This is a genomic window from Sphingomonas pollutisoli, assembly GCF_029167165.1.
Classification (GTDB): domain Bacteria; phylum Pseudomonadota; class Alphaproteobacteria; order Sphingomonadales; family Sphingomonadaceae; genus Sphingomonas; species Sphingomonas pollutisoli.
In genome coordinates, this window is the sequence record NZ_JARFNJ010000004.1 from 427730 (window position 1) to 451777 (window position 24048).

General features: G+C 69.1%; 25 protein-coding genes, 1 tRNA gene and 2 riboswitches. Of the genes, 6 read left to right on the forward strand and 20 right to left on the reverse strand.

Annotated features, from left to right (window positions below; translation table 11 throughout):
* Positions 1-50: 50 nt before the first annotated feature.
* A complete protein-coding gene (eno, locus tag PX554_RS11290) occupies positions 51-1328 on the forward strand; it encodes a phosphopyruvate hydratase (RefSeq protein WP_275501763.1) in 1278 nt (425 codons plus the stop codon).
* Between the two features lie 52 nt (positions 1329-1380).
* Positions 1381-1725, forward strand: coding sequence for an FtsB family cell division protein (locus PX554_RS11295; protein ID WP_256326022.1), 345 nt, complete (start codon positions 1381-1383; stop codon positions 1723-1725).
* A gap of 93 nt (positions 1726-1818) precedes the next feature.
* Here PX554_RS11295 and PX554_RS11300 read toward each other — a convergent pair whose 3' ends face one another.
* On the reverse strand, positions 1819-2727 hold the full coding sequence (locus PX554_RS11300; protein WP_275501769.1) for an alpha/beta fold hydrolase: 909 nt from the start codon (positions 2725-2727) through the stop codon (positions 1819-1821).
* A 115-nt stretch (positions 2728-2842) separates the two neighbouring features.
* Between PX554_RS11300 and PX554_RS11305 the strand changes: the two genes are divergently transcribed.
* Positions 2843-4576 (forward strand): DUF885 domain-containing protein, encoded by a 1734-nt coding sequence (locus PX554_RS11305; protein WP_275501771.1) that lies wholly within the window; start codon positions 2843-2845, stop codon positions 4574-4576.
* Between the two features lie 32 nt (positions 4577-4608).
* On the opposite strand, the gene PX554_RS11310 is transcribed toward PX554_RS11305, so the two are convergent.
* The 11 genes from PX554_RS11310 to PX554_RS11360 form a co-directional block, all read right to left on the reverse strand.
* Entirely contained in the window at positions 4609-5625 is a 1017-nt protein-coding gene (locus PX554_RS11310; RefSeq protein WP_275501773.1) for an LLM class flavin-dependent oxidoreductase, read from the reverse strand.
* 60 nt (positions 5626-5685) lie between these two features.
* Positions 5686-6192 carry a bifunctional adenosylcobinamide kinase/adenosylcobinamide-phosphate guanylyltransferase gene (gene cobU, locus PX554_RS11315; RefSeq protein ID WP_275501774.1) on the reverse strand — a complete coding sequence of 169 codons (507 nt, stop codon included), beginning with the start codon at positions 6190-6192 and terminating at the stop codon, positions 5686-5688.
* Positions 6189-7646, reverse strand: a complete 1458-nt coding sequence (locus tag PX554_RS11320) for a cobyric acid synthase (RefSeq protein WP_275501776.1) — start codon at positions 7644-7646, stop codon at positions 6189-6191. Before PX554_RS11320 ends, cobU begins: the two co-directional genes overlap by 4 nt.
* Positions 7634-8569 (reverse strand): adenosylcobinamide-phosphate synthase CbiB, encoded by a 936-nt coding sequence (gene cbiB / locus PX554_RS11325; protein ID WP_275501778.1) that lies wholly within the window; start codon positions 8567-8569, stop codon positions 7634-7636. Before cbiB ends, PX554_RS11320 begins: the two co-directional genes overlap by 13 nt.
* Positions 8562-9545, reverse strand: a complete 984-nt coding sequence (locus PX554_RS11330; protein WP_275501781.1) for a threonine-phosphate decarboxylase — start codon at positions 9543-9545, stop codon at positions 8562-8564. The genes cbiB and PX554_RS11330 overlap by 8 nt, the downstream gene beginning before the upstream one ends.
* Positions 9542-10243 (reverse strand): adenosylcobinamide-GDP ribazoletransferase, encoded by a 702-nt coding sequence (locus tag PX554_RS11335; RefSeq protein WP_275501784.1) that lies wholly within the window; start codon positions 10241-10243, stop codon positions 9542-9544. Before PX554_RS11335 ends, PX554_RS11330 begins: the two co-directional genes overlap by 4 nt.
* Positions 10240-10809 (reverse strand): histidine phosphatase family protein, encoded by a 570-nt coding sequence (locus PX554_RS11340; protein ID WP_275501786.1) that lies wholly within the window; start codon positions 10807-10809, stop codon positions 10240-10242. Before PX554_RS11340 ends, PX554_RS11335 begins: the two co-directional genes overlap by 4 nt.
* Positions 10806-11819, reverse strand: a complete 1014-nt coding sequence (gene cobT, locus PX554_RS11345; RefSeq protein WP_275501789.1) for a nicotinate-nucleotide--dimethylbenzimidazole phosphoribosyltransferase — start codon at positions 11817-11819, stop codon at positions 10806-10808. Before cobT ends, PX554_RS11340 begins: the two co-directional genes overlap by 4 nt.
* A complete protein-coding gene (locus PX554_RS11350; protein WP_275501792.1) occupies positions 11816-12223 on the reverse strand; it encodes a DUF1636 domain-containing protein in 408 nt (135 codons plus the stop codon). The genes cobT and PX554_RS11350 overlap by 4 nt, the downstream gene beginning before the upstream one ends.
* 178 nt (positions 12224-12401) lie before the next feature.
* Positions 12402-12590, reverse strand: a riboswitch (cobalamin riboswitch).
* Between the two features lie 20 nt (positions 12591-12610).
* Positions 12611-13384: an ABC transporter ATP-binding protein gene (locus PX554_RS11355; protein ID WP_275501794.1), complete on the reverse strand. Its 774-nt coding sequence runs from the start codon at positions 13382-13384 to the stop codon at positions 12611-12613.
* Positions 13378-14382 (reverse strand): FecCD family ABC transporter permease, encoded by a 1005-nt coding sequence (locus PX554_RS11360; RefSeq protein WP_093219974.1) that lies wholly within the window; start codon positions 14380-14382, stop codon positions 13378-13380. The genes PX554_RS11355 and PX554_RS11360 overlap by 7 nt, the downstream gene beginning before the upstream one ends.
* Positions 14383-14456: 74 nt before the next feature.
* On the opposite strand from PX554_RS11360, the gene PX554_RS11365 reads away from it, so the two are divergent.
* Positions 14457-15269 carry an ABC transporter substrate-binding protein gene (locus PX554_RS11365; RefSeq protein WP_093219976.1) on the forward strand — a complete coding sequence of 271 codons (813 nt, stop codon included), beginning with the start codon at positions 14457-14459 and terminating at the stop codon, positions 15267-15269.
* Between the two features lie 41 nt (positions 15270-15310).
* Here the strand turns inward: PX554_RS11365 and cobO are convergent, their stop codons facing one another.
* Both cobO and PX554_RS11375 read right to left on the reverse strand, forming a co-directional pair.
* Entirely contained in the window at positions 15311-15919 is a 609-nt protein-coding gene (gene cobO / locus PX554_RS11370) for a cob(I)yrinic acid a,c-diamide adenosyltransferase (RefSeq protein WP_093219979.1), read from the reverse strand.
* Complete coding sequence (locus PX554_RS11375) at positions 15919-17826, reverse strand: TonB-dependent receptor plug domain-containing protein (protein WP_275501796.1); 1908 nt, start codon at positions 17824-17826, stop codon at positions 15919-15921. The genes cobO and PX554_RS11375 overlap by 1 nt, the downstream gene beginning before the upstream one ends.
* Positions 17827-18049: 223 nt before the next feature.
* Positions 18050-18278, reverse strand: a riboswitch (cobalamin riboswitch).
* 119 nt (positions 18279-18397) lie between these two features.
* Here PX554_RS11375 and PX554_RS11380 point away from each other — a divergent pair.
* A complete protein-coding gene (locus PX554_RS11380) occupies positions 18398-18604 on the forward strand; it encodes a hypervirulence associated TUDOR domain-containing protein (protein ID WP_275501798.1) in 207 nt (68 codons plus the stop codon).
* Here the strand turns inward: PX554_RS11380 and PX554_RS11385 are convergent.
* Positions 18591-19568, reverse strand: a complete 978-nt coding sequence (locus tag PX554_RS11385; protein ID WP_093219986.1) for a polysaccharide deacetylase family protein — start codon at positions 19566-19568, stop codon at positions 18591-18593. The genes PX554_RS11380 and PX554_RS11385 overlap by 14 nt on opposite strands.
* 92 nt (positions 19569-19660) lie before the next feature.
* Here PX554_RS11385 and PX554_RS11390 point away from each other — a divergent pair, with 92 nt between their 5' ends.
* The gene (locus PX554_RS11390; RefSeq protein WP_093221706.1) at positions 19661-20260 is read left to right on the forward strand and encodes an arsenate reductase/protein-tyrosine-phosphatase family protein; all 600 of its coding nucleotides are present in this window, start codon (positions 19661-19663) and stop codon (positions 20258-20260) included.
* Here PX554_RS11390 and PX554_RS11395 read toward each other — a convergent pair.
* The 5 genes from PX554_RS11395 to PX554_RS11415 form a co-directional block, all read right to left on the reverse strand.
* Positions 20244-21458: a carboxylate--amine ligase gene (locus PX554_RS11395; protein ID WP_275501804.1), complete on the reverse strand. Its 1215-nt coding sequence runs from the start codon at positions 21456-21458 to the stop codon at positions 20244-20246. The genes PX554_RS11390 and PX554_RS11395 overlap by 17 nt on opposite strands.
* Before the next feature lie 74 nt (positions 21459-21532).
* Positions 21533-21609: transfer RNA gene (locus PX554_RS11400), tRNA-Pro, on the reverse strand.
* An 82-nt stretch (positions 21610-21691) separates the two neighbouring features.
* A complete protein-coding gene (locus tag PX554_RS11405; protein ID WP_093219991.1) occupies positions 21692-21940 on the reverse strand; it encodes a hypothetical protein in 249 nt (82 codons plus the stop codon).
* 73 nt (positions 21941-22013) lie between these two features.
* Positions 22014-22337, reverse strand: a complete 324-nt coding sequence (locus PX554_RS11410; protein ID WP_093219993.1) for a YbaB/EbfC family nucleoid-associated protein — start codon at positions 22335-22337, stop codon at positions 22014-22016.
* Positions 22334-23983 carry a DNA polymerase III subunit gamma/tau gene (locus PX554_RS11415; protein ID WP_275501808.1) on the reverse strand — a complete coding sequence of 550 codons (1650 nt, stop codon included), beginning with the start codon at positions 23981-23983 and terminating at the stop codon, positions 22334-22336. Before PX554_RS11415 ends, PX554_RS11410 begins: the two co-directional genes overlap by 4 nt.
* Positions 23984-24048 lie beyond the last annotated feature (65 nt).

Consider the following 24048-nt stretch of genomic DNA (forward strand, 5'->3'; position numbering starts at 1 on the left):
ATACAGGCCGCGCCAAGCACGCCTGACGCCAACGATAGAAGGATCGTTTCGTGACCGCAATCATCGACATTCACGCTCGCCAGATCATCGACAGCCGCGGCAACCCGACCGTCGAGGTCGATGTCATGCTCGAGGACGGCAGCTTCGGCCGCGCCGCCGTGCCCTCGGGCGCATCGACCGGCGCGCATGAGGCGGTCGAGCGCCGCGACGGCGACAAGAGCCGCTGGTCGGGCAAGGGCGTCCAGGGCGCGGTCGATGCCGTCAACGACGACATCGCCGACGAAGTCGTCGGCCTCGACGCGGAGGACCAGGCCGACGTGGATGCCGCGATGATCGCGCTCGACGGCACCGAGAACAAGGGCCGGCTCGGCGCCAACGCCATCCTCGGGGTCAGCCTCGCGGTCGCCAAGGCGGCGGCGGACGCGCGCGGGCTGCCGCTCTACAAATATGTCGGCGGTGTTTCGGCGCATGTGCTGCCGGTGCCGATGATGAACATCATCAACGGCGGCGAACATGCCGACAACCCGATCGACTTCCAGGAATTCATGATCGTGCCGGTCGGCGCGGACTCGATCTTCGAGGCGGTGCGCTGCGGGTCGGAGATCTTCCACACGCTCAAGAAGGGCCTGCACGACAAGGGGCTCGCCACTTCGGTCGGCGACGAGGGCGGGTTCGCGCCCAACATCGCCAGCACCACCGACGCGCTCGACTTCATCATGTCGTCGATCGAAAAGGCCGGCTACACGCCGGGCGACGACGTGATGATCGCGCTCGATTGCGCCGCGACCGAATTCTACAAGAACGGCAAGTACGACATCTCGGGCGAGGGCAAGATCCTCGACAGCCACGAGATGGCCGCCTACCTCGGCGACCTCGTCGCGCGCTACCCGATCTTCTCGATCGAGGACGGCATGGGCGAGGACGATTGGGACGGCTGGAAGGCGCTGACCGACCTGATCGGCGACAAGTGCCAGTTGGTCGGCGACGATCTGTTCGTCACCAACCCGAAGCGCCTCAAGCGCGGCATCGAGGGCGGCTATGCCAACTCGCTGCTCGTCAAGGTCAACCAGATCGGCACGCTCACCGAGACGCTCGAGGCCGTGTCGATGGCGCAGCGCGCGCGCTATACGGCGGTCATGTCGCACCGTTCGGGCGAGACCGAGGATTCGACGATCGCCGACCTCGCCGTCGCCACCAACTGCGGCCAGATCAAGACCGGCAGCCTCGCGCGGTCGGACCGGCTCGCCAAGTACAACCAGCTCATCCGCATCGAGGAAGAACTGGGCGACGCGGCGGTCTATGCCGGCCGGGGTGTGCTGCGGAAATAGTTACGCCATATTGACGGAATACCGCTAATTCGGGGTTGATCCGCGAGTCGCGATGCGCGAGAATCGCGACATGGTAAAGCGTACAACCCCGAAACGGACGTCGTTCCGGACGGTCCTTCGAAAAGCGGGGCCGCCAGCGGCCCTGCTGACCGTGGGCGCCTTTTTCGGCGCCTACGCGATCATCGGCCCGAACGGGGCGCTGGCTTACGGCGATATCGAGAAGCATCTCGAACGCAAGCGCACCGAACTGGCGCTGCTCACCAAGCAGCGCGAGGTACTCAAGAACCGGGTCGCGCTGCTCGACCCGAAGAACGCCGATCCCGACATGGTCGACGAACTGGTCCGCAAGGATCTGAATGTGGCGCACCCCGACGAAGTGATCGTTCCGCTGAAATAACCGTCGCCCCGGCCTGCGCCGGGGCGACGTGTGGCCGCATCATCGAAACCAACTCCCCTCCCTGCCAGGGAGGGGAGCGAGAAAGCGCGGACGTTACGGCACGATCGGCGCGAGCTGCGGGTGGAGGAACTGCTCGCGCTGGATTTCCTCCTCGATCGTCGTCGCCTCGTCGATCGTCGGCGTGTGGCCGAGGAAGGTCAGCAGGTCGCGCGTGAAGCGATCGCTCTCGGTGATCGTCAGCGCGTGCGGCGCGCCGTCATATTCGACGAGCTGCGACTGGCCGATCGCCTTGGCGGCGACACGCGCGGTCGCATCGATCGGCACGGTCTTGTCGGCGGTGCCGTGGACGATCAGCGTCGGCACGCGGAATTCGGCGAGATCGGGCCGGAAATCGGTGAAGCTGAACGCGTCCGCGCACGCCAGGATCGGCTTGAGCCCCGCCAGGTTGGCGGTCTGCTGCGCCCATTCGACCGTCTCGTTGCTGACCGGCGACGAGATGAAGCCGACCCCGAAGAACTGCTTGAAGAACGTCGCGAAGAAGCCGTGACGATCCTGCTTGATGCCCTCGACGATCGCGCTGAGCTGCTCGATCGGCACGCCGTGCGGGTTGTCCTCGCCCTGCGGCATGTACGGCACCACCGACGAGATCAGCCCGGCGCCGATCACGCCCTGCCCGCCGTGCCGGCTCATGTAGCGGGCGACCTCACCGCCGCCCATCGAAAAACCGATCAGCGTGGCATCACGTGCCCCGGTCGCGTCCAGCACGTCGGCGAGATCGTCGGCGAGCGTGTCGTAATCATAGCCCGAGAACGGCTGGCCCGAGCGGCCGAAGCCGCGCCGGTCATAGGCGATCGCGCGGAACCCGGCATTGGCGAGCGCGAGCGCCTGCGCGTCCCAACTGTCCGACGACAGCGGCCAGCCGTGGATTAGCACCACGGGACGGCCTTCGCCCCAGTCCTTCACATACAGATCGGTTCCGTCGCGGGTCTTGATATACGGCATCGGTCTTCTCCATCGGATCGGAGACAAAAACGATCCGGCGGGAGCCGCGTTCCCCCGGGGCTGGTGCGCGCGCGTGCAAGCTGCCAGCATTCGCGCAGATCGAATCGGAGTGCCTATGCGTACCATCTGGCTGGCCAGCGCCGCCGCCCTCGCGCTCGCGGGATGCACCACCAAGTCCCCCGCCCCATCCGCCACGACCACGCTCGCGCCGCTGCCGACCGGAAACTGGCCCGCGTTTCGCGATGCGTTCATCGAGGGCTGGTTCAAGGTCTCGCCCGCCGACGCGGTCTATCAGGGACGCCATGATTTCGATGGTGGCCTCGGCGACTGGAGCGCGGCGGGGCTGAAGCGGCAAGGCGACTTCCTGCGCGACGCGGTGGCCAGGGCGAAGGCGTTCGATCCCGCCAAGCTCGACAAACAGGCCGCGTTCGAGCGCGACTATCTGGTCACCGTCGCGCAGGGCAAGCTGTTCTGGCTCGAGGATGCCGACCAGCCGCACCGCAATCCGGCGTGGTACGTCAACAGCGGGCTCGACCCCAACGTCTATATCGCCCGCAACTATGCCGATCCCGCCACGCGGATGCGCGCGATGATCAAATTCCTCCACAAGATCCCGCAGGCGGCCGCCAACATCCGCGCGAACCTCAAGACACCGATGCCGGCGAGCTATATCGATTTCGGCGTCGCGGCCTTCAAAGGCTTCGCGGACTATTACAGCAACGACGCGAAGAAGGCGTTCGCGGGCGTGAAAAGCCCCGCGTCGCAGGATGAATATGCGCAGGCATCGGTAGCCGCCACCAAGGCGATGAACGACCTCGCCGCGTGGCTTCAAAGCCAGCGCCCGGCGGCGACGCAAGACTTCGCGCTCGGCGCCGATCGTTTCTCGCGCATGCTCAGCATGACCGAAGGCGTCGACGTGCCGCTGGAAACGCTGGAGGCCGCGGGCAAGGCCGATCTGGACCGCAACCGCAAGGCGCTCGTCGCCGCGTGCGCGGATTTTGCGCCGGGTGCGACCGTGCCCGCCTGCATGACCAAGGCCAACGCCGACAAGCCCGCCAACAACGATCCCGTTGCCGAAGCGCGCAAGCAGATCCCCGAGCTGCGCGCGTTCGTGCTGACCCACAACATCGTCTCGATTCCCGACAATGAACAGGCGCTGGTCGAGGAAAGCCCGCCCTACAACCGGCAGAACTCGGCGTACATCGATCCGCCGGGACCGTTCGAGAAGGGCATCCCCTCGGTCTATTACATCTCGCCGCCCGATCCTTCGTGGAGCAGGCAGGTCCAGCTCGATTTCATTCCGGGCAAGAACGACCTGCTGTTCACCACCGTGCATGAGGTGATGCCCGGCCATTTCCTCCAGTTCCGCCACGCCAACCATTCGCCTTCGGTGTTCGGGCGGCTGTTCGTCGGCTACGCCTTCGCCGAAGGCTGGGCGCATTATGCCGAGGAAATGATGTGGGACGCGGGCCTCCACAAAGGCGATCCCGAAACGCACATCGGCGAGCTTTCCAACGCCTTGCTCCGCGACTGCCGGTTCCTCTCGGCGATCGGTCTGCACGCGCGCGGGATGACGCAGGAACAGTCGCGGAAAATGTTCGTAGAGCAATGCTATCAGGACGAAGGCAATGCGCGGCAGCAGTCCGCGCGCGGCACCTACGATCCGGCGTATCTCAACTACACGATGGGCAAGCTGATGATCCGCCGGTTGCGCGACGACTGGACCGCGAACCACGGCGGCCGCGCCGGCTGGAAGGCGTTCCACGACACCTTCCTCAGCTTCGGCGGGCCGCCGATTCCGCTCGTGCGCAAGGCGATGCTCGGCGGCGACGGCAAGGCGGTGTTCTGAGGCGCGCTCGGGCGGCGTGAGCCGCCCGAAGCTCAGCGCCAGCCAAGTGCTGGTGCGACGTGGGTCAGGACGGCGTCGAGCACGTGCGCGTTGTAATCGACGCCGAGTTGATTGGGCACCGTCAGCAGCAGCGTATCGGCCTCGGCGATCGCCTCGTCCTCGCTAAGTTGCTTGACGAGCGCGTCCGGTTCGGCGGCGTAGGAGCGGCCGAACACCGCGCGCATATTGTCGATGATGCCGATCTGGTCGCTGCTGTCGCCGCGTCCGAAATAGGCGCGGTCGCGGTCGTTCATCAGCGCGAAGATCGAGCGTGACACCGAGACGCGCGGCTCCCAATCGTGTCCGGCCGCCTTCCACGCCTCCCGGTACAGCCGGATTTGTTTCGCCTGCTGGACGTGGAACGGCTCACCGCTTTCGTCGGCCTTGAGCGTCGAGCTTTGCAGGTTCATGCCGTGTTGCGCGGCCCAGAGCGCGGTGGCGTTCGCGCCAGACCCCCACCAGATCCGCCGCCGCAGCCCCGCCGAATGCGGTTCGAGCCGGAGCAGCCCCGGCGGGTTGGGAAACATCGGGCGCGGGTTGGGCTTGGCGAAGCCCTTGCCGTCGAGCAGATCGAGGAACACCTCGGCGTGGCGGCGGCCCATGTCGGCATCGCTCTCGCCCTCGGCGGGGGCATAGCCGAAATGCCGCCAGCCCTCGATCACCTGCTCGGGCGAGCCACGGCTGATCCCGAGCTGGAGCCGCCGGCGCGAGATCAGATCGGCCGAGCCGGCGTCCTCGATCATATAGAACGGGTTTTCGTAGCGCATGTCGATCACGCCGGTGCCGATCTCGATCCGGCTGGTCTTGGCGCCGACCGCCGCGAGCAGCGGGAACGGCGACGCGAGCTGTTGCGCGAAGTGGTGGACGCGGAAATAGGCGCCGTCCGCGCCGAGTTCCTCCGCCGCGACGGCGAGGTCGATCGATTGCAGCAGCACGTCCGAGGCCGAGCGTGTCGCCGATTGCGCGGAAGGCGACCAGTGGCCGAACGACAGAAAACCAATGCTCTTCATGGCAGATGTCCTTGCGTGTCGCGCATCAGGTCGCCTCTCGCGCGCGCCGGCGCAACCCCGCTATTTGAGCGATAACGGCAACCCTGCGGTGACGAGAACGACCGCATCGGCGGCGGCGGCGATCCGCTGGTTGAGCAGCCCGGCATGGTCGCGGAAGCGGCGCGCGAGCGCATTGTCCGGGACGATCCCCAGCCCGACCTCGTTGGCGACGAGGATCACCGGGCCTGGTGCGGTGGTGACGGCGCGTTCCAGCGCGGCGCTCGCGGCATCGACGTCGTGCTCGCCCAGCAGAAGGTTCGAGGTCCACAAGGTCAGGCAATCGACCAGCAGCACGCGGCCGGGCGCGCTGTTCGCGACGATCGCCTCGGGCAGCGCGAGCGGCGCCTCGACCGTCCGCCACCGCGCGTCGCGGTCGGCGCGGTGGCGCGCTATGCGATCCGCCATTTCGGCGTCGAACGCCTGGGCGGTGGCGATGTACACCAGCTCGCCCGGCATCGCCTCGGCGCGCGCCTGCGCATAGCGGCTCTTGCCCGAGCGGGCGCCGCCGATCACGAACAGCGTGGTCATGCCGCTTCCCGCGCCAGCGCGAGGATCGCGTCGATATCGAGGTGGCGTTCCAGTTCGGCGGCGATCTCATCGAGCGCGGCATCGACGCTGGCGTGGTAATCGCACCCGCTCGCCTTCGCGCCAAGCCGCGCTAGCAGCGCGGCGCGCTGCTGCGGATCGGCGAGCAGACCGTGGACATAGCTGCCCATCACGCGTCCGTCCGCGCTGACGGCGCCGTCGGTGCGGCCATCGTCGAAGCGTGCGAACGCGCGGGCGGTGTCGGTGCCGTGCGTCTCGCCCAGATGCATTTCATAGCCGTGGAAGGGCGCGCCGAGCGCGTGGCCGCGCACTGGGCGGAGCGCCTTGTCGCGCGTGAGCACCGTCTCGATATCGAGCAGCCCGAGCCCAGCCGCCTCACCCGCCGGGCCTTCGATCCCGTGCGGATCGCGAATGCGGTGGCCGAGCATCTGATAGCCGCCGCACAGCCCCAGCACCGCGCCGCCGCGTCGGTGATGCGCGAGAAGGTCGATGTCCCACCCTTCGCGACGCAGCGCAGCGAGATCGGCGATCGTCGCCTTCGATCCCGGCAGGATCACGAGGCTGGCCTCGGCTGGGATCGGCGTGCCGGTGGACACCATCAGCAGGTCGATCGCGGGTTCGAGCTTGAGCGGATCGAGATCGTCGAAGTTCGAGATGCGCGGCAGGACCGGGCACGCGACCAGCGGCTTGCCGGAAGCGCGGGCGGTGGCCTGTTCGAGCACGACCGCATCCTCGCTCGGCAGCCGCGCGGTGGCGGTGAGCCACGGCACCACGCCGAACCCGCGCCATCCAACCAAGGCCTCGATCTGGCGATAGCCATCCTCGAACAGCGCCGGATCGCCGCGAAACTTGTTGATGACGAAGCCGCGGATCATCGCCGCGTCGGCGGGGCCGATCACCGCGCGCGTGCCCACGATCGCGGCGATCACCCCGCCGCGATCGATGTCGCCGATCAGCACCACCGGGACGGCGGCGGCGCGCGCGAAGCCCATGTTGGCGATGTCGCCAGGGCGCAGGTTGATCTCGGCGGGCGAGCCGGCGCCCTCGACCACGACGATGTCGCACGCGGCGCGCAGGCGATGGTAGCTCGTCGTCACCGCGCCGAGCAGCGCCCCCCGCGCCTCGCGGAAATTGCCCCCGCCGATCGTGCCGGCCACCCGCCCGTGGACGATCAACTGCGACGTGCGATCGGCCTGGGGCTTGAGCAGCACCGGGTTCATGTCGGTGTGCGGTTCGATGCGACAGGCGAGCGCCTGGAGCGCCTGCGCGCGGCCGATCTCGCCGCCATCGACCGTGACCGCGGCGTTGTTCGACATGTTCTGCGGCTTGAACGGCCGCACGCGCAGACCGCGGTTGGTAAGTGCCCGGCACACGCCCGCGACCAGCACCGACTTGCCGACATCCGAACCGGTGCCCTGGAACATCACAGCAGCCATGCGACCCCTCCGGCGATCAGCCACAGCGCAAGACACGCGCGGACGTAAAGGGCGAGCGCGCGGCCGATGTCGCGCGCATCGGCCTCGCGGCGGCCGTCGCCGATCCAGGGCTTGAGAGCCACCACGGTGTCGTAGGCGATGGGCCCAGCGAGGCTCAGGCCGAGCGCGCCGGCCATCGCCGCCTCGGTCCATCCGGCGTTGGGCGACGCATGCTTGCCGGCGTCGCGCCACAGCACCCGCCAGCCGCGTGCGCCGACCACGCACAGCAGCACGCCGCCGAGCCGCGCCGGGATCAGGTTGAGCGAATCGTCGGTGCGCGCCGCCGCCCAGCCAAACGCGCGCCAGCGTGGTTCGCGGTGGCCGACCAGGCTGTCGGCGGTGTTGACCGCCTTGTACACCCATAAGCCGGGCAATCCGGCGACGAGCAACCAGAACAGCGGTGCGGCGACGGCGTCGCAAAAACTTTCGGCGAGGCTTTCGATCGCGGCGCGTGCCACGCCGGCGGTGTCGAGCGCGTGCGTGTCGCGCCCGACGATCATCGCGACCGCCCGGCGTGCCGTGTCGAGATCGTCGTTCCGCAGCGCGATCTGCACGGCGCGGACATGATCGAACAGGCTACGCTGGGCGAGCCCCGGCGCAGCCAGCAGCGCGCAGACCAGCCAGCCCCACGCGCCGGTCAGCGCGGCCGCGCGCTGGAGCGCGAACGCGCCCCCGCCCACGATCGCGATGAGCCCCAGCATGACGAGCACGCCGGCCGCACGACGCACCGCGAACGACCAGAACGGGCGGTTCCACGCAGCCTCCCCCGCCGCGATGATCGCCGCGAACGCGCCGACCGGGTGGCCGATCCGCGCGTACACCGCCGTCGGCCAGCCGACCGCCGCCTCGACCGCGAGCGCGACCAGCGCGACCGGCTCAGCCATCCGCCAGCGCCTGTTCGAGCCGCTCGAGCGCGGCAGCGCTTCCCGGCAGGCCGATGCGGAGCCAATGCGGATCATAGTCGAACGGCCGCGTCAGGATCGCCCGGCGCGCGAGCCGCGCAAACGTGGCGCCAGCATCGGGCACATCGACCAGCCGGAACAGCGAACATGCTCCGATCGGCGCGAGGCCGCGCCGCACCAGCATCGCATCGAGATCGGCAGCACCCTGCACAAGCCGTTCGCGCATCGTCGCGATCCAGCCGGTTTCGCGATAGGCAGCGGTGCCGATCGCGATCGCGGCGGCCGAGACGGGCCACGCACCGACCCGCGCACGCACCTGCGCGATCACCGGCGCGGGCGCGATCACGAAGCCGAGCCGCACCCCGGCCAGCCCGAAGAACTTGCCGAACGAGCGGAACACGATCAGCCGAGCATCGTCGGCGACATGCGCCGCGACGCTGATCGGCGCTTTCGTCACGGCCGCGTCGGCGAAGGCTTCGTCGACCACCAGCCAACCGCCGCGTGCGCGCAAACGATCATGCGTCGCGAGTAGATCGTGTGGCGAAAGCAGGCGGCCGTCGGGATTGTTGGGGTTGGCGAGGATCAGCGTGCCGTCCCGAACCTCGGCAAGCGAAGCCGCAGCGACACTTCCCGCGACCATCTCGCCGTGGGTGCGGTAGGTCGGGGCGAGGTATCGTACCGGGCCGGCAAGCATCGGCCCGACCATCCTCAGTCCGATCTCGGTGCCCGGCAGCGCTGCGACGTGCCCCTCACCCACGCCGAAATAGGCTGCGGCGGCCGCCTCGAGCACGCGCAGTTCACCTTCGTCCGGCAGCCGCGCCCAGTCGATCGACACTCCGCCGACGCCCGGCCAGGCATGCGGGTTGATGCCGGTCGACAGGTCGAGCCACGGCGCCGCGCCCTCGCCATATTTTGCCCGCGCCTCGGCGAGCCGGCCGCCGTGCTGCGTCCAACTCACAGCGTTGCCGCCACCAGCAGGGCGGTCTCGACCAGTTCGATCCCGGCGCCATGGCCGTCGCCCGAAATCCCGCCGAGCGCGCGCCGCAGGTATAGCGCCCATCCGACCAGCAACACGGGTGTGACCAGCACCCCGACCCACACCAGCCCCGCGCCCGCCGAAACCGCAGCCCAAACGACGATGTCGATGCGCCGCACCGCCGTGCGGAACCGTGAGGCCAGCCCGGCGTGCAGCGGCGGCAGCCAGCGAGTCCACACCAGCGGCCCGAGCCGCGCCGCGAAGGGAATCAGCACGAGCGGCCCCCACTGTCCCGCACCGATCAGGGTATGTAGCAGCACCAGCTTGGCGATGATCTGCAGCACCAGCGCGACCACGCCGAAGCTGCCGACATGCGGATCGGCAAGAACCGCAAGCAGCCGCGCGCGATCACCATGCGCCGCGCCGCGCGCATCGGCGAGATCAGCAAGGCCGTCGAGATGAAGCGCCCCGGTCACGCCGATCCACACCGCGAGCGCGGCCAACGCGCCGATCCACGCGTCGCCCCGCCCCAGCCAACCGGCACTCGCGACCAGCGCGCCGATCAGCAGCCCGACCAGCGGGAACCAGCGGATCGACGCGGCAAACGCGGTTTCGTTGGCGGCAACCGCTGGCGTCGGCAGCCGCGTGAGGAACTGGATGGCGAGCAGCAACCCGGTCACGCCCGCAGCGCCAGGATTTGAGCGGTGCGCGGCGTGCCCGGCCATATCTTGAGGCTGAGCATTGCCGCATACGGAAGGTCGAAAGCCCATAGCTGGCGCGTCCCGAACCCGCAGAGCAGCGCGAGCGCCGCACGCATCGCGCCGCCATGCGTGACGACCAGAGTCGCGCGCGGCGGCAACGCCGCGATCGCCGCCCCGACCCGCGCCAGCAGCGCCGACCAGCGCTCGCCGCCCGGCGGCGGGGCAGCGTCGGGGTCGTCCCAGAAGCGGCTGAGCGCAGCCGGATCGATCGCGCTGGTCGCGAGTCCGTCCCACGCGCCGAAATCGAGCTCGCGCCAGCGCGGGTCGACCACGACGGGCACGCCGAGATCATCGCCGATCGCCCGCGCCGCAAGCCGGGCACGCGCGAGGTCGGAACTTACCACCCCCGCCACATCCAGATCGCTGGCCTGATCGCGGCACGCAAGGATGCCCTCGGGCGTGGGCGCGACATCGCTTCGCCCGATCAGCAGTCCGGTCTGCTCGGGCGCGCCGTGGCGGAGCAGGTGGAGGACGAACGGCGTCATCCCGCGCCGAATACGCCGGCCTCGGCGAAGGTCGCCATCTCATCGTGCGCGGCAATGGCCGCGCGGACGATCGTGGCCGCCACCGCCGCGCCGCTCGCCTCGCCAAGCCGCATGTCGAGGCGGAGGATCGGCTCCAACCCAAGCGCGGCGAGCACCCGCCCGTGCCCCGGCTCGAGCGAGCAATGCCCCGCGAGACAATGCGCGATCGACGCGGGCGCCGCAGCCGCGAGCGGTGCCACCGCCGAACAACAGATGAACCCGTCGAGCAGCACTGGCACGCGCAGGTGCCGCGCGCGCAACACGGCGCCCGCGATCGCGGCGATTTCGCGTCCGCCGACCCGGCGCAACGTCTCGAACGCGGTCATCGGCGCACCGGCGTGAAACGCCAGCGCGCTGTCCACCACGGCGACCTTGCGCGCGACGCCGGCGCCATCAACCCCCGTGCCTGGTCCGACCCAGTCGGTCCCGCTGCCGCCGAGCGCGCGCGCGCATAGCGCGGCGGCGGCGGTGGTGTTGCCGATCCCCATCTCGCCCAGCACGAGCAGGTCGAGCCCCGGCTCGACGCTCGCGGCGCCGGCGGAAAGCGCGGCGAGGCATTCCGCCTCGCTCATTGCCGGCGCGGCCGTGAAGTCGGCGGTCGGCCGATCGAGATCGAGCGCGACCACCTTGAGGTCGAGCCCCGCCGCGCCTGCGAGCGCGTTGATCGCCGCGCCGCCGTGTTCGAAATTCGCGACCATCTGCGCGGTGACCGCCGGCGGGAAGGCGCTTATGCCGTGCGCGACGACACCGTGATTGCCCGCGAATACGACAGCATGGGCGCGGTCAATCCGTGGGCGCGAGCGCGCCTGCCAGCCGGCGAAGAACACCGCGATGTCTTCGAGCCGCCCGAGCGAACCCGGTGGTTTGGTGAGTTGCGCCTGCCGCGCACGCGCCTCTCCAATCGCGTCCGCGTCGGGCGTGATCGGCGCCGCCAGCGCCGTCTCGAAATCGTGAAGCGTCGCGAAGGTCATTCCGCGACGAACCCGGCCGGCGGGGTGCGGGTGATGAAATGCCCCTTCACCCCCTGCGGCCAGCGCGCGAAGGGCACGCGGCCATGCTCGCTCGCGGCATATTCGACCGCATAGTCGAGGATCGCGCGCGCCGCCTCGGCGTCTGGCGTGAAGCGGCCGAGCACATAGCCGACCTTGTCGGGCGCGCGCAGGTGGACGGTGCAGAACTCGGTGCAGGCGAACAGGCAGGGCATTTCCTGCACGGAGACCGCCTGATAGCGCGCATCCGACGCCTGTACCGCATGCAGCGCGGCGACCAGCCGCGCGCCGCCGCGCACGCCCGCCGCATCCTCGCGCACATCGGTGGCGTGGCGGCAGGTGTTGCACGCAACCACCGCCGGACCATCTTCGACTCGCCTGAGCATCAGACGCCCACCGCGCAGAGGCACGAACGAACAACGACAAATTGCGACATAGCACCGGCACCCACGACACGGGCCGCGCGCGGTGCGCCATGTCCACGACACGGCGCACCGCGAACCGCGGTCCAACCATGTCGCCTCTCGGGTTCACCCCCGTCCGCCCGGCACACCCTGTCCGCACGAAGGACGACCGCGACGGGCAGGTCTCCTGGCTCGCGGGTCAATGCCGTTCCGCGCCGCCTTCTCGGGGGCTTACGCTCCCAATGGCCTGTGGCGCGGTGGCTCGCCGCTTACAGTTGCAGGGGCAGCCGGGGTTTTCCCGTTCCCTTTTCATCCCCGTCGCCGGGGAACCTGTCGCAGGCGGCGGGGTAATCGCGCTGGCGCGGCGCGTCAATATGCGCGCGCGACCGGCACGATCATGGTGGCTCCGCCATGCCGTTCTATGGCGGCGGTGATCCCGTACACCGCGCGCAGCCGCGCCGGGGTGAGCACGTCGAGCGGGGCGCCGTCGGCGACAATCGCGCCGGCATCCATCAGCAGCAGACGGTCGCAGTACCGCGCCGACATCGTCAGGTCGTGCAGCACCGTCACGACCAGCGCGCCGCCGCGCGCCTCGGCGCGGAGCAGTTCCATCACGTCGATCTGGTGGCCGGGATCGAGCGAGGCGAGCGGCTCGTCGGCGAGCAGCGCGGGGGCCTCGACCGCGAGCGCGCGGGCGAGCAGGACGCGCGCGCGCTCGCCGCCCGACAGCTCGGTGGCGATCCGGTCGCGCAGCTCTGCGACACCGGCGCGCTCCAGCGCTCGCGCCACCGCCGCCGCATCGACGTCACCCAGCCGCGACATCGGCGCGAGATGCGGCAAGCGGCCCAGCGCGACGAGCCGTTCGACCGTGAGCGGCCAGTGCAGCGTCTGGCCCTGCGGCAAATAGGCGAGCGTCCGCGCGACCGCGCCGCGCGCCATCCTCGCGAGCGGAACATCATCGATGCGCACGCTGCCGGTCGCCGGAGCCAGCCCGAGCATCGCGCGCAGCAACGTCGATTTGCCCGCGCCATTCGGCCCGACGATCCCGACCAACGTGCCGGGCGCCAGCACCGCGCGCACGTCACGCACCACCGCTCGTCGCCCGAGCGCCACGCCGACACGGTCGAGCGCGATCGTCACCATAGCCGTCGCTCGCGGATCAGATAGGCGAGGAACACCGGCACGCCGAGAAACGCCGTCACCACCCCGAGCTTGAGCTCGCTGGTCGCCGGGATCAGCCGCACGCCGATATCCGCGCAGGTCAGCAGCACCGCGCCGGCCAGCGCCGATGGCAGCAGGATCGCCGAGGGGCTGCGGTCGGTCAGCGGACGCACCAGATGCGGCACGATCAGCCCGACGAACCCGATCGATCCCGACACCGCGACCGCGCCGCCCACGCCGATCGCGACGCCAAGCAACAGCCGCAGGCGCGTCGCGCGCAGATCGGCCCCGAGCGCCCGCGCGCCATCCTCGCCCAGCGTGAGCGCATCGAGCGCGCGCGCGTCGAACAGCAGCAACGCGCTGCCGGCGGCGATGCACGGCAGCGCGATCCAGACATGCTGGAACGAGCGGTTTTCAAGGCTGCCGAGCAGCCACGTCATGATCTCCATCGCCGCGAACGGATTGGGCGAGAGGTTGAGTGCGAGGCTGATCGCCGCCCCGGCGAGCGTCGAGACGGCGATGCCGGCGAGGATCAGCGTGAGCGGGCTTTCCGAGCGCCCCGCGATCGCGAACAGCAGCACCAGCGACACGAGGCCGGCCGCGATCGCCAGCACCGGCAGAACCACCGGGTGCAGGTCCGCCAGGCCGAAATAGATCGCGGCAACGGCGCCAAGCGCCGCCGCGTTGGACGCACCGAGCACCGAAGGCTCGGCGAGCGGGTTGCGCAGATAGCCCTGGAGCGCAGCCCCAGCCAATCCGAGCATGGCGCCGACGGCCAGACCGAGGATGGTGCGCGGCAAACGCAGTTCGAGCACGATCGCGCTGGCGACCGCATCACCGTGCCCGCCGAGCGCCGCGAGCACGCGCCCCGGGGCAAGCGGGACCGTTCCCAGCGCGAGCGAGGCGATGCTCGCGACGATCATCAGGACGACGAGGCCGCCGATCAGAGCCGACCGCCGGCCACACGGATGGGTGGTCATCGTCTGCCCGCCTGGATCGCGGCAACGTTTGCGCGGCGCTTGTACCGGCGGACTGTTAGCGTATTGGCAAGGCAATGACACGCCGCCTCCTGCCGATCCTGCTCGCGCTCGGACTGACGGCAGCCGCGCCGCCGGCGCACCCGCCGCGCCGGATCGTCTCGCTCAACCTGTGTGCCGATCAGTTGCTGGTCGAACTCGCTGATCGCGGCCAGATCGCTGGGCTGACGCGCAACGCGCCCGACGCGGAGATGTCGGCGGTGGCGGCGCGGACGCACGGGTTGCACATCCTCGGGCAGTCCGCCGAGGAAATTCTTGCGATCGGCCCCGATCTGATCGTCGGCGCGCCCTCCCCGCAAGGCGGCATGGCGGCGGTGCTCGCGCCGCACCGGTATCCGGTGGTCGATCTCGCGTGGGCGAACAGCTATGCCGATATCGTCGCGCAGATCCGCCAGATCGCGCGCGCGGTCGGGCATCCGGCGCGTGGGGAAGCGCTGATCGCGCGGATGAACCGCGAGCTTGCCGCCTTGCCGCGCGCCCCCGGCCATCCGGTCGCGGCCTATTACCAGCGGCGCGGATACATGACCGGCACCGGTACGCTGGTCGACGACATCATGACGCGCGTCGGACTGACCAACCTTGCCGCCAAGCTCGGCAAGCCCGCGCTGTCGCAGGTCTCGCTCGAAGAGATGATCGCCGCGAAGCCGGATTATCTCATCGTCGAGACCGGCGCCGAGCGCGTCGTCGACCAGGGCACCGAGATGCTCCACCACCCGATCCTCGACCGCATCCCGCGCCTGCGCCTGCCCGAAGCGTGGACCGTATGCGGCGGCCCGGCCTATGTGTTGGCCGCGCAGAGCCTCGCGCGGCAGATCGCCGCCACCCGCTGAACCTCGATCCGTCCCGGCGTCGCTCGACACGAACGGACGGGTCAAAACTCCACCCCCGCCTGCGCCTTGACGCCCTGCTCGCGGAACGGGTGTTTGACCAGGGTCATCTCGGTGACGAGGTCCGCCACGTCGATCAGTGGCTGCGGCGCGTTGCGGCCGGTAATGACGACGTGCGTCATCGCCGGCTTGGCCGCGAGCGCCGCCAGCACCTCCTCGACCGGAAGATAGTCGTAGCGCAGCACGATATTGAGTTCGTCCGCGACCACCATCGCATAGCTCGGATCGGCCATCATGCGCTTCACCTCTTCCCAGGCGGTGCGCGCGACGGCGATGTCGCGCGCGCGGTCCTGCGTGTCCCAGGTGAAGCCTTCGCCCATCGGCTTGAACGCGACAAGATCGGGGAAGCGATCGAACACCGCTTTCTCGCCGGTGGTCATCGCGCCCTTGACGAACTGGACCACGCCCACCTTCTGACCGTGCCCGATCGCGCGCACCACCATGCCGAGCGCAGCGGTGGTCTTGCCCTTGCCGGTGCCGGTGTGGACGATGACGAGCCCCTTCTCGATCGTCTTGGCGGCAACGATCTTGTCGTGCGCGGCCTGGCGCTTGCGCATCTTGTCGGCGTGCTCGGCCTCGGTGCGCGCGCGCATCAGATCCGCGCCTTGATGCCGCCGTAGCCGGCACGACCGGGGCTGCGGAAGCCGACGTTTTCGCGGTAGTCGGTGTCGAGCAGGTTCTCGACGCGACCGAACAGCGAAAGGCCGCGCGCGATCGTCACGTCGGCGCCGATGTTGACGAGCGTATAGGCCTTCAACGTCTCGGTCGCGAAGGTGGCGAAGTTGGAGTCGCGGGCTTCGCCATTGTAGCGCACCGTCACGTTCGCGCCGTAGCGATCGGTCTTCGCGCGCCACGCGAGATTGGCGCTGCCGATGTGCGACGGGCGGCGGATCAGCGTGACATCGGCTTCGTCATGCGCGTCGAGATAGGTGTAGCTGCCGTCGAACCGGAACCCCGCCGGCAGGTCGAAATTGGCCGATACCTCGACGCCGCGATGCGGCGACGATCCGGTCGCGTTGATGACGGTATAGACGGGCGAGAAGGTGCTGACGATCTTGTGGCGCAGCACCGAATCGAAATAGGTCACGTCGATCCGGCCGTGGCCGCCGAGGAACGCCTGCTCGACGCCTGCCTCCCAGCCGGTCGATTCCTCGGGCTTGAGGTTGGGATTGCCGACGAAGCCGCTGGTCGGCGCATAGCCGAACAGTTCGGAGAACACCGGCGCCTTGACGCCGGTGCCGCCCGCCGCGTGGAGGCGCGTGCCGCTGTCGAAGCGGTAGCTCGCTTGCAGATGCCAGGTCGTCGCGTCGCGAAACCGCTGGTTGATGTCATGGCGCACCGCCCCACCCAGCCCGAGGCGCCTGTCGATGGTGAGCTGATACTGGCCGACCAGCCCCCAATTTTCGGTGCTGTTGAACGGGTTGCTGCCGGTGATGAACGCCGAGGTGCCACGATAGGACTCATGCTCGTAATCGACCGCGCCGGTGATGACGTGGCTGACCCTGTCGTCGCCAAGTTTGAGCGCGGAGACGAACGACACCTTTTTGCGCCGTCCGGTGTCGCCGGTCGTCTCGGTGCCGGTGTCGTCCAAATAGCGGCGCCGCGAATCCTGCAGTTGCGCGCTGAGATCGTTGCTCCAGCGCCCATCGGCGGTGTCGTAATGCGCGCCGACCAAGGCATAGACGGCGTCGTTCAAATAGCTGCCGCCCGAATCGATCGCGTTGCCGGTGAGCGCATAGTCCTGATCGTTCACGTCGGCGTCGGTATGCGTGTAGCGCACCACGCCCCGCAGCGCGAAGCCGCCCGAGCGATAGCCGAACTTGCCGTTGACCGTGCCGATCTTCGAACCGATCGGCCGCGAGCCCTCCGGCGCGACGACATAGCCGCCGATCCCCGAATAGGAGCCGCCGACCGCATAGTCGACATCGCCGACCGTCCCGGCGCCCCGCACCGCGCCGTTGACGGTGTTGAACGATCCCGCCTCGATATTTCCGGCGAAGCCCGGCATCTCGCGCCCGGTCGCGGTGATATAGTTGATGACCCCGCCGATCGCGTCCGATCCGTAGAGCGCGCTCTGCTCGCCGCGCAGCACCTCGACCCGCGCGCCGGGATCGGCGAGCAGCGAGGCGAAATCATATTCGCCGTAATAGGGATCAGCGGCCTCGATGCCGTCGATCAGCACGAGCGTGTGGTTGCTCTCCGCGCCGCGGATGCGCACCTGGGTGATACCGCCGACCCCGCCCGTGCGGTTGACCGACACGCCGGGCACATCGCGCAGCACGTCCGAGACGATCACGGTCTGGCGATCGGCGAGATCCTCCGCCGACAGCACCGTCGCCGAAGCGCCGAGCGTCGCCGTCGAAATCCCGCCGGTGCCGCGCGCGGCGGTCACCACGACGGTGTCGGTCGCGGTCCCTGCGCTGGTGTCGTCCGCCGTGGGCTGCGCGAGGGCCGGTGTGGCAACCGTCAGCGCGGCCATTGCAATCATCGTATTCTTCATCGTCCTACCGCCGGGCGTCGAGCGAAGACGCGGCTGGGGCGAGCCGTCCGCGCGCGGACGACCGATCGCGTGCCACACAGACGGACGCCGATCGACGCCTGACGCCACGCGACCCTTGCGGCCCCGCCGCAGGGTTCGGGCATCCGGCGGAGTGTCGCTTCGCCGGAACCCGTTCGTCGCTCAGACGGAGGACCGTGCCACGGCCTGTTCCTGGACCTTGGCAAGAGCGACCACGACGCCGGCAGGTCTCCTGGCTCACGGGTCTGGGCTTGATGCACGCCTTCCCAGCGGATGCTTTGCCGCATCCCCCAGTGGCCGCCCGGATGGACCGGACCCGTGCATCGCGCTCGCCGCTCACAGTTGCAGGGACAGCTATGGATTTGGGCCGCTAGAGCCCGCACCATATTCCCGTTTTCAGCCCCTTTCGGGGCACCGACGCGATCTTGGGCGGCTCGTCACCAAGCCCCCCGCCGCGGCGCTTAGGACAGATCGCCCGTGTCGCCAACCGGAATCGCGGCGCACGGAACCGAACCCCGCCTGCCCCGTCTTACCGGCAGCAAGGAGCGACACGATGGCGATTCGTCTGAAGAAAGGCGACAAGGTTTCGTGGAAGAGCCACGGCGGCACCGCGCACGGCACGGTGGTGAAGAAGCAGACCACCGAAACCACGATCAAGGGCCACAAGGTCGCCGCCAGCAAGGACGCGCCACAGTTCATCGTCGAAACCGAGAGCGGCAAGCAGGCCGCGCACAAGGCCGAGGCGCTCAGGCGCGACTAGGCCGGGCCGGACGCTCGTACAGCGCCGTCGCGATCGCCTGTTCCACCATTCGCCCGGCGGTGCGAACCCGGTTGGCGGCGAGCAACGGCCGCTCCGCCCGCGACCGCGCCAGTACTTCGGCCGGATCGAGGTCGCGAAACCCAACGCTCTGCAAGCCGGGATGGCGCGCGATCTCTTCGCACATCGCGCGAAAGCGACGCATCACCATTCGGTTGGGGCGTTCGCGGTCGCGTGAGAGCATCTCGAAACTGTGCGTCACGATGACGAACGGCGCTTCGCCCGCCGCCGCGTGACGCAAAGCCGCGCGCATCTCCCAGCCCGACAGCGCGCAAATCTGCGCCGGGCGGAAATGCCCCGGCCGGTCGAGCAGACCCGATACCGGCAGTTCGACCACACCGCCGAGATCGACGGGCGCGTGCGTCTTGCGGCTGACGCGGCAGCTATCGTCGGGGCAGCCGATATTGACGCTGCTGTCCCACCTGATGCCCAGAGTCGCCAGCGCGGCGATGGTGCGATCATCCGCGCCATAATTTCCCGCACGGAACGCGGTCGGGCGCGGCGCACCGGCGCTGGTCAGCAGGTCGCGGGCGAGCGTCAGCACCGTGATCTGCTCGGCCAGATCGAAATCACCGATGTTGCGCGCGCGTCCGCCGACCGGCGCATGCGACGCCCATTCGAGCCACTCGGTATGACTATGCAATTGCACCTCATGGCCGCGTGCGAGCATGGGGGCGATCATCGGCGCGAGGAAATCGGAGCCGTGCGCGAGCGCGGGCATCGGATCGACGAAGAACACGGCTTTCAAACCGGCGCGCTCCAGCATGTCCATCTGCCAGCCGACGCCGTAAGCGGCGTCACCGGCCTTGCCGGCGATCGAGCGTGCGAGATTTTCGCCAAGGCTTGCGCCATGGCGGTGCAGGCGCGAGGACAATTCGGTGTCGATCGTGACGAGGACTTCGGCCATGGCGCCGCACCGATGCCAGCACGGCGTTAACATCGCGTGTGCGCTTATGCGCTCCTTAACGCCTCGCCGGTATCGGCCGAGCTGATATGGACATGATCGACTCTCGTTATGGCACGTTTCGCGGGCTGATCAGGCTTGCGCTGACGCGTGCCGAGCTCGTCACCGGCGACGGCGGGGTGTCGCTGCCCGACCGGCGCGCGATCCGGCGGCTGGTGTTCGTATGCCACGGCAACATCTGCCGCAGCGCCTTCGCCGACGTGCTGGCACGCGCCCACGGCCTCCACGCCGCGTCGTTCGGGCTGTCGACCGAGACCGGCAAGCCCGCGCATCCCCCCGTCTGCGCGGCGGCGGCGGCGATGGGGCATGATCTGGGCGCGCACCGATCGCTGCGTGCCCAGGATTACGCGCCCGCCGAGGGCGATCTGCTGCTCGCGATGGAGACCCGCCATCTGCGCAGGCTCGCCGCCGATCCGGCGCTGGCGGCGGCGCCGCGTACCCTGCTCGGCCTCTACACACGACCCGCGACGCCGCATCTGCACGACCCCTATCAACTCGGCGACGCCTATACGCGCCTCTGCCTGGAACGGATCGCGACCGCGATGCCGGTTCTGGCCGCCGCCTTCCCGGGCGCGATCGCGGCGGCATCTTCGCCCGGCGCCGTTCGCGCTGAGCACCCTACCGCTTCAGCTTAGCGAGAACGCCCGCCACGTCGCGCAGCAGCGGCTTGGGATCGGACCATGACCATATGTAATAGCCGGTACGCGGATTGAGGAACTCGGCGAGGTACGATGCCGCCTCGCGCGAGCGGCTGAACGGCGGTCGTCCCGCACCGGCGATATCGGGATCGCGCACGATCTGGACGAGCCGCTTGGTGTCCGGGATCGCGTAGCGCGCGCGGCGCGGACGATAGGCGATGCGCGCGTCGGCGGGTTCGCCGAGCACGGCATGGCGATATTGCTCCCACGCGAAATACGCGCCCGCCTGGCTGGCGAGCGGCAGGCTCCCCCAGAAGCGCCCGTTGATCTCCATCAGCCAATAGCGGCCCGTCGCGGGATCGTGGCGATATTCGACCATCGCCGGCCCCTCCCAGCCGATCCCGGTGAGCAACGCCTCGGATTTGGCCATTTGTTCGCGGTGCTGATCGGCCGGCACCGTCGCGCACAGGGTGGATACGCCGCCGCTAGCGGGGAACTCCCGCACGCGCCGATGCTGGAAGCGCAGCCGCGCCACGCCGTCCGCCATCATCAGCATCTGGCCGAAGCCGTAGCCGCCGACCCAGGTCTGCACGAGCGGATATGCCCCAAGCGCTTCGTAGCGCGCGAGCCGTCCGAGCAGCTCGTCCGGCGTGCGTGCATATTCCGCCTTCTCGAACGCGATGCCGGCGGCGTCGAGCCGTGCGAACATCGCGGGCGGGTCGCCCCATTTCAGCACCACCGGATAGGCGAGCGCCGCCGCGCGCTCGGCCAGTGGTTCGCCGGGTTGCGGTTGCCAGCTTTCGGGCGTGAGGATGCCGACTGCGCGGGCGGCTTCCAGCGTCTTCAGCTTGTCCAGCACGATGTCGAGCTTCGCCTTGCGCGGCGTGAGCACGCGGCACGAGCCGATCCGCTCGGGCAGGTGCGACAGATCGAGCAGATCGCCCTCGCTGATCGCGAACAGCGCGGCGGCGCCGGTCTCCGCGATGAGATCGGGCAGCCAGTCCGCCGGCGCGCGATCTCGCGGGCGCGACACGAACCGCGTGCAATAGCGGGATGCGCCCCCGACCGAATATGCCGATCGCCCGATCGCGACCCCCGGGACACCGAACCGCCCCAGCTCGCGCACGACGGTCAGCCCGATCGCGGTATCCACCCCCAGGACGATCGCGGGCGGGAGAGGATACGGGCGGGTCATCGCGGGCGACCCTGCCGCCGGTTCGCAGGCTTGGCAAGCGGACGTTGGCACGGCCACGGCTGGGTGGCCGGTCATGGTCGGGGAGACAGGATTCGAACCTGCGACATCCTGCTCCCAAAGCAGGCGCGCTACCAGACTGCGCCACTCCCCGACGCGAGAGGCGCCCCTTTAGGCGAAGCCGTTCCCGAAGCGCAAGCGTTCACTCGTGAACGCTTGCGCTTCCGGCCAGCCGGTTACTGCGCGGCGCTGTCGGCGGTGCGCGCCGCCGAATCGCCGACCTTCTTGGCGCTGTCGCCGATATCCTTCGCGGCGCCCGAGACGGCATCGGTGCGGATCGTGTCGTTGCGGCTCTTGTTCGTCAGGAACATCGCACCGATCACCAGCCCGACGGCCAGGACGATCGCGATCAGCCATGTCGCGCCGCTGCCGCGGCGCTCAATGATCGTCGTGTGCGGGGTGTCGGTCACGCGGTCGTCGCTCATCACTCGGCTCCTCGTTCTGATGGGTCGCAAAACGAGGAGGCGCGCGCGATGGTTCCCAACCGGACCCAACCGATCAGAACGGCAGCTTGAAACCAGGCGGGAGCGGGATGCCGCTCGTCATCTTCGCCATCGCGTCGCCCGAGGCCGCATCGGCCTTGGCGCGGGCATCGTTGAAGGCGGCGACGATCAGATCCTCGAGCATCTGCTTCTCACTGGCGGCGAGCAGCGAATCGTCGATGTCGATGCCGATGATCCGGCCCTTGGCCGACGCGCGCACCTTCACCAGACCGCCGCCGGCCGCACCCTGAACTTCGATCGAGTCGAGACCGGCCTGCGCCTTTTCGAGCTCGGCCTGGACGTTCTGCGCCATGGCCATGATGTCTTCGAGATTGTTCATGCTTCACTCCGTTGTAGCGCTATGATCCGATCGAGTTCGTCGGGCGGAAGTTCCGCGCCGGGAAACGCATCGAATGCCGCTTTTACCACCGGCATCGCGAGGATTTCGAGACGCCGTTTCTCCTTGTCGGCATCGTCCTGTTCGCGCAGCGTCGGCGCGCCCGGCACGTCGGCGGTCGTCACCTTCCAGACCTTGCCGGTCAGCCGCTTCAACTCGATGTTGAGATCGCGCACCAGATCTGCCGAGATCGGCCGAGCCGAACTGAGCACGATTTCCGGCGCGGCGAAATGCACGACGCTGGCGCTGAAATAGACCTTCGATGCGAGCGCCTGCTCGCCATTGTCGTCGAGATAGGTTCTCAGCGCGGCGATCGTGTCCGGCAGCGCGGCCTGGGCGGCCGGGGCGGGCGTCGGCGCGGCGGCGGGCGCGGCCGGTGCCGCCATCGACACGCGGCCTTCCGCCAGCATCTTGGCGAGTTCACCCGGATCGGGGAGGGTCGAGGCATGGACGAGCCGGAGCAGCGCCATCTCGCACGCCTCGATCGGCAAGGCGGCGCGACCGACCTCCTCATGCGCCTTGAGCAGCAATTGCCAGAGCCTGTGCAGCACCGCGAACGACAGCCCGCTCGCCCACCGCGCCAGCGCCTCGCGCTCCTCGACCGATTGCCCCGCGTCGATGCCGGCGCCGAGCTTCACCAGCGTCGTGCCGTGAACGGTTTCGAGCAGCGCGCGCAGCACGCTCAGCGGATCGACGCCGAGATCATATTGCCGCCGCAACGCGGCCAGCGCGCCCGCGCCGTCGCCCGCGAGCAGCAGCGCGAACAGGTCGCGTGTCGCGCCGCGATCCGACAGGCCGAGCATGTCGCGCACCGCGTCCGCGCGAACGCCGCCGCCTTCCTGCCCGGCGTGCGCGATCGCCTGATCGAGAATCGACAGGCCATCGCGCGCCGACCCTTCCGCCGCGCGCGCGATCAGCCCCAGCGCCTCGGGTTCCGCCTCGACGCCCTCCGCCCGCGCAACATAGGCAAAATGTTCGGCGAGCTTCTCCGCCGGAATGCGCCGCAGGTCGAAACGCTGGCAGCGCGACAGAACCGTCACCGGCACCTTGTTGACCTCGGTGGTGGCGAACAGGAACTTCACATGCGCGGGCGGCTCCTCCAGCGTCTTCAACAGCGCGTTAAAGGCGTTCTTGGAGAGCATGTGGACTTCGTCGACGATGTAGATCTTGAACCGCGCCGACACCGCCGCATAGCGCGCCGCATCGATGATCTCGCGCACGTCATCGACGCCGGTGTGACTGGCGGCGTCCATCTCGATCACGTCGATATGGCGGCCCTCGGCGATCGCGCGGCAGGGTTCGCAGACGCCGCACGGGTCGATCGTCGGCCCGCCCTGCCCGTCCGGCCCGATGCAGTTGAGCGCCTTGGCGATCAGCCGCGCGGTCGACGTCTTGCCGACCCCGCGCACGCCGGTCATCAGGAACGCATGCGCGAGCCGGTCGCGCTTGATCGCGTTGCCGAGCGTTTGCACCATGGCGTCCTGGCCGATCAGTTCGGCGAAGGTCTGCGGCCGATATTTGCGCGCGAGGACGCGGTACGCCTCGGCTTTGGGCTGCGGGGGTTCACCAAGATCGAAGGAGTCGGACATGGGGGCTATGTAGGCACGGCGGGGTGCGTTGTCGAAGCTTTGGTAGCGCCGGTGATGGTCTTCAG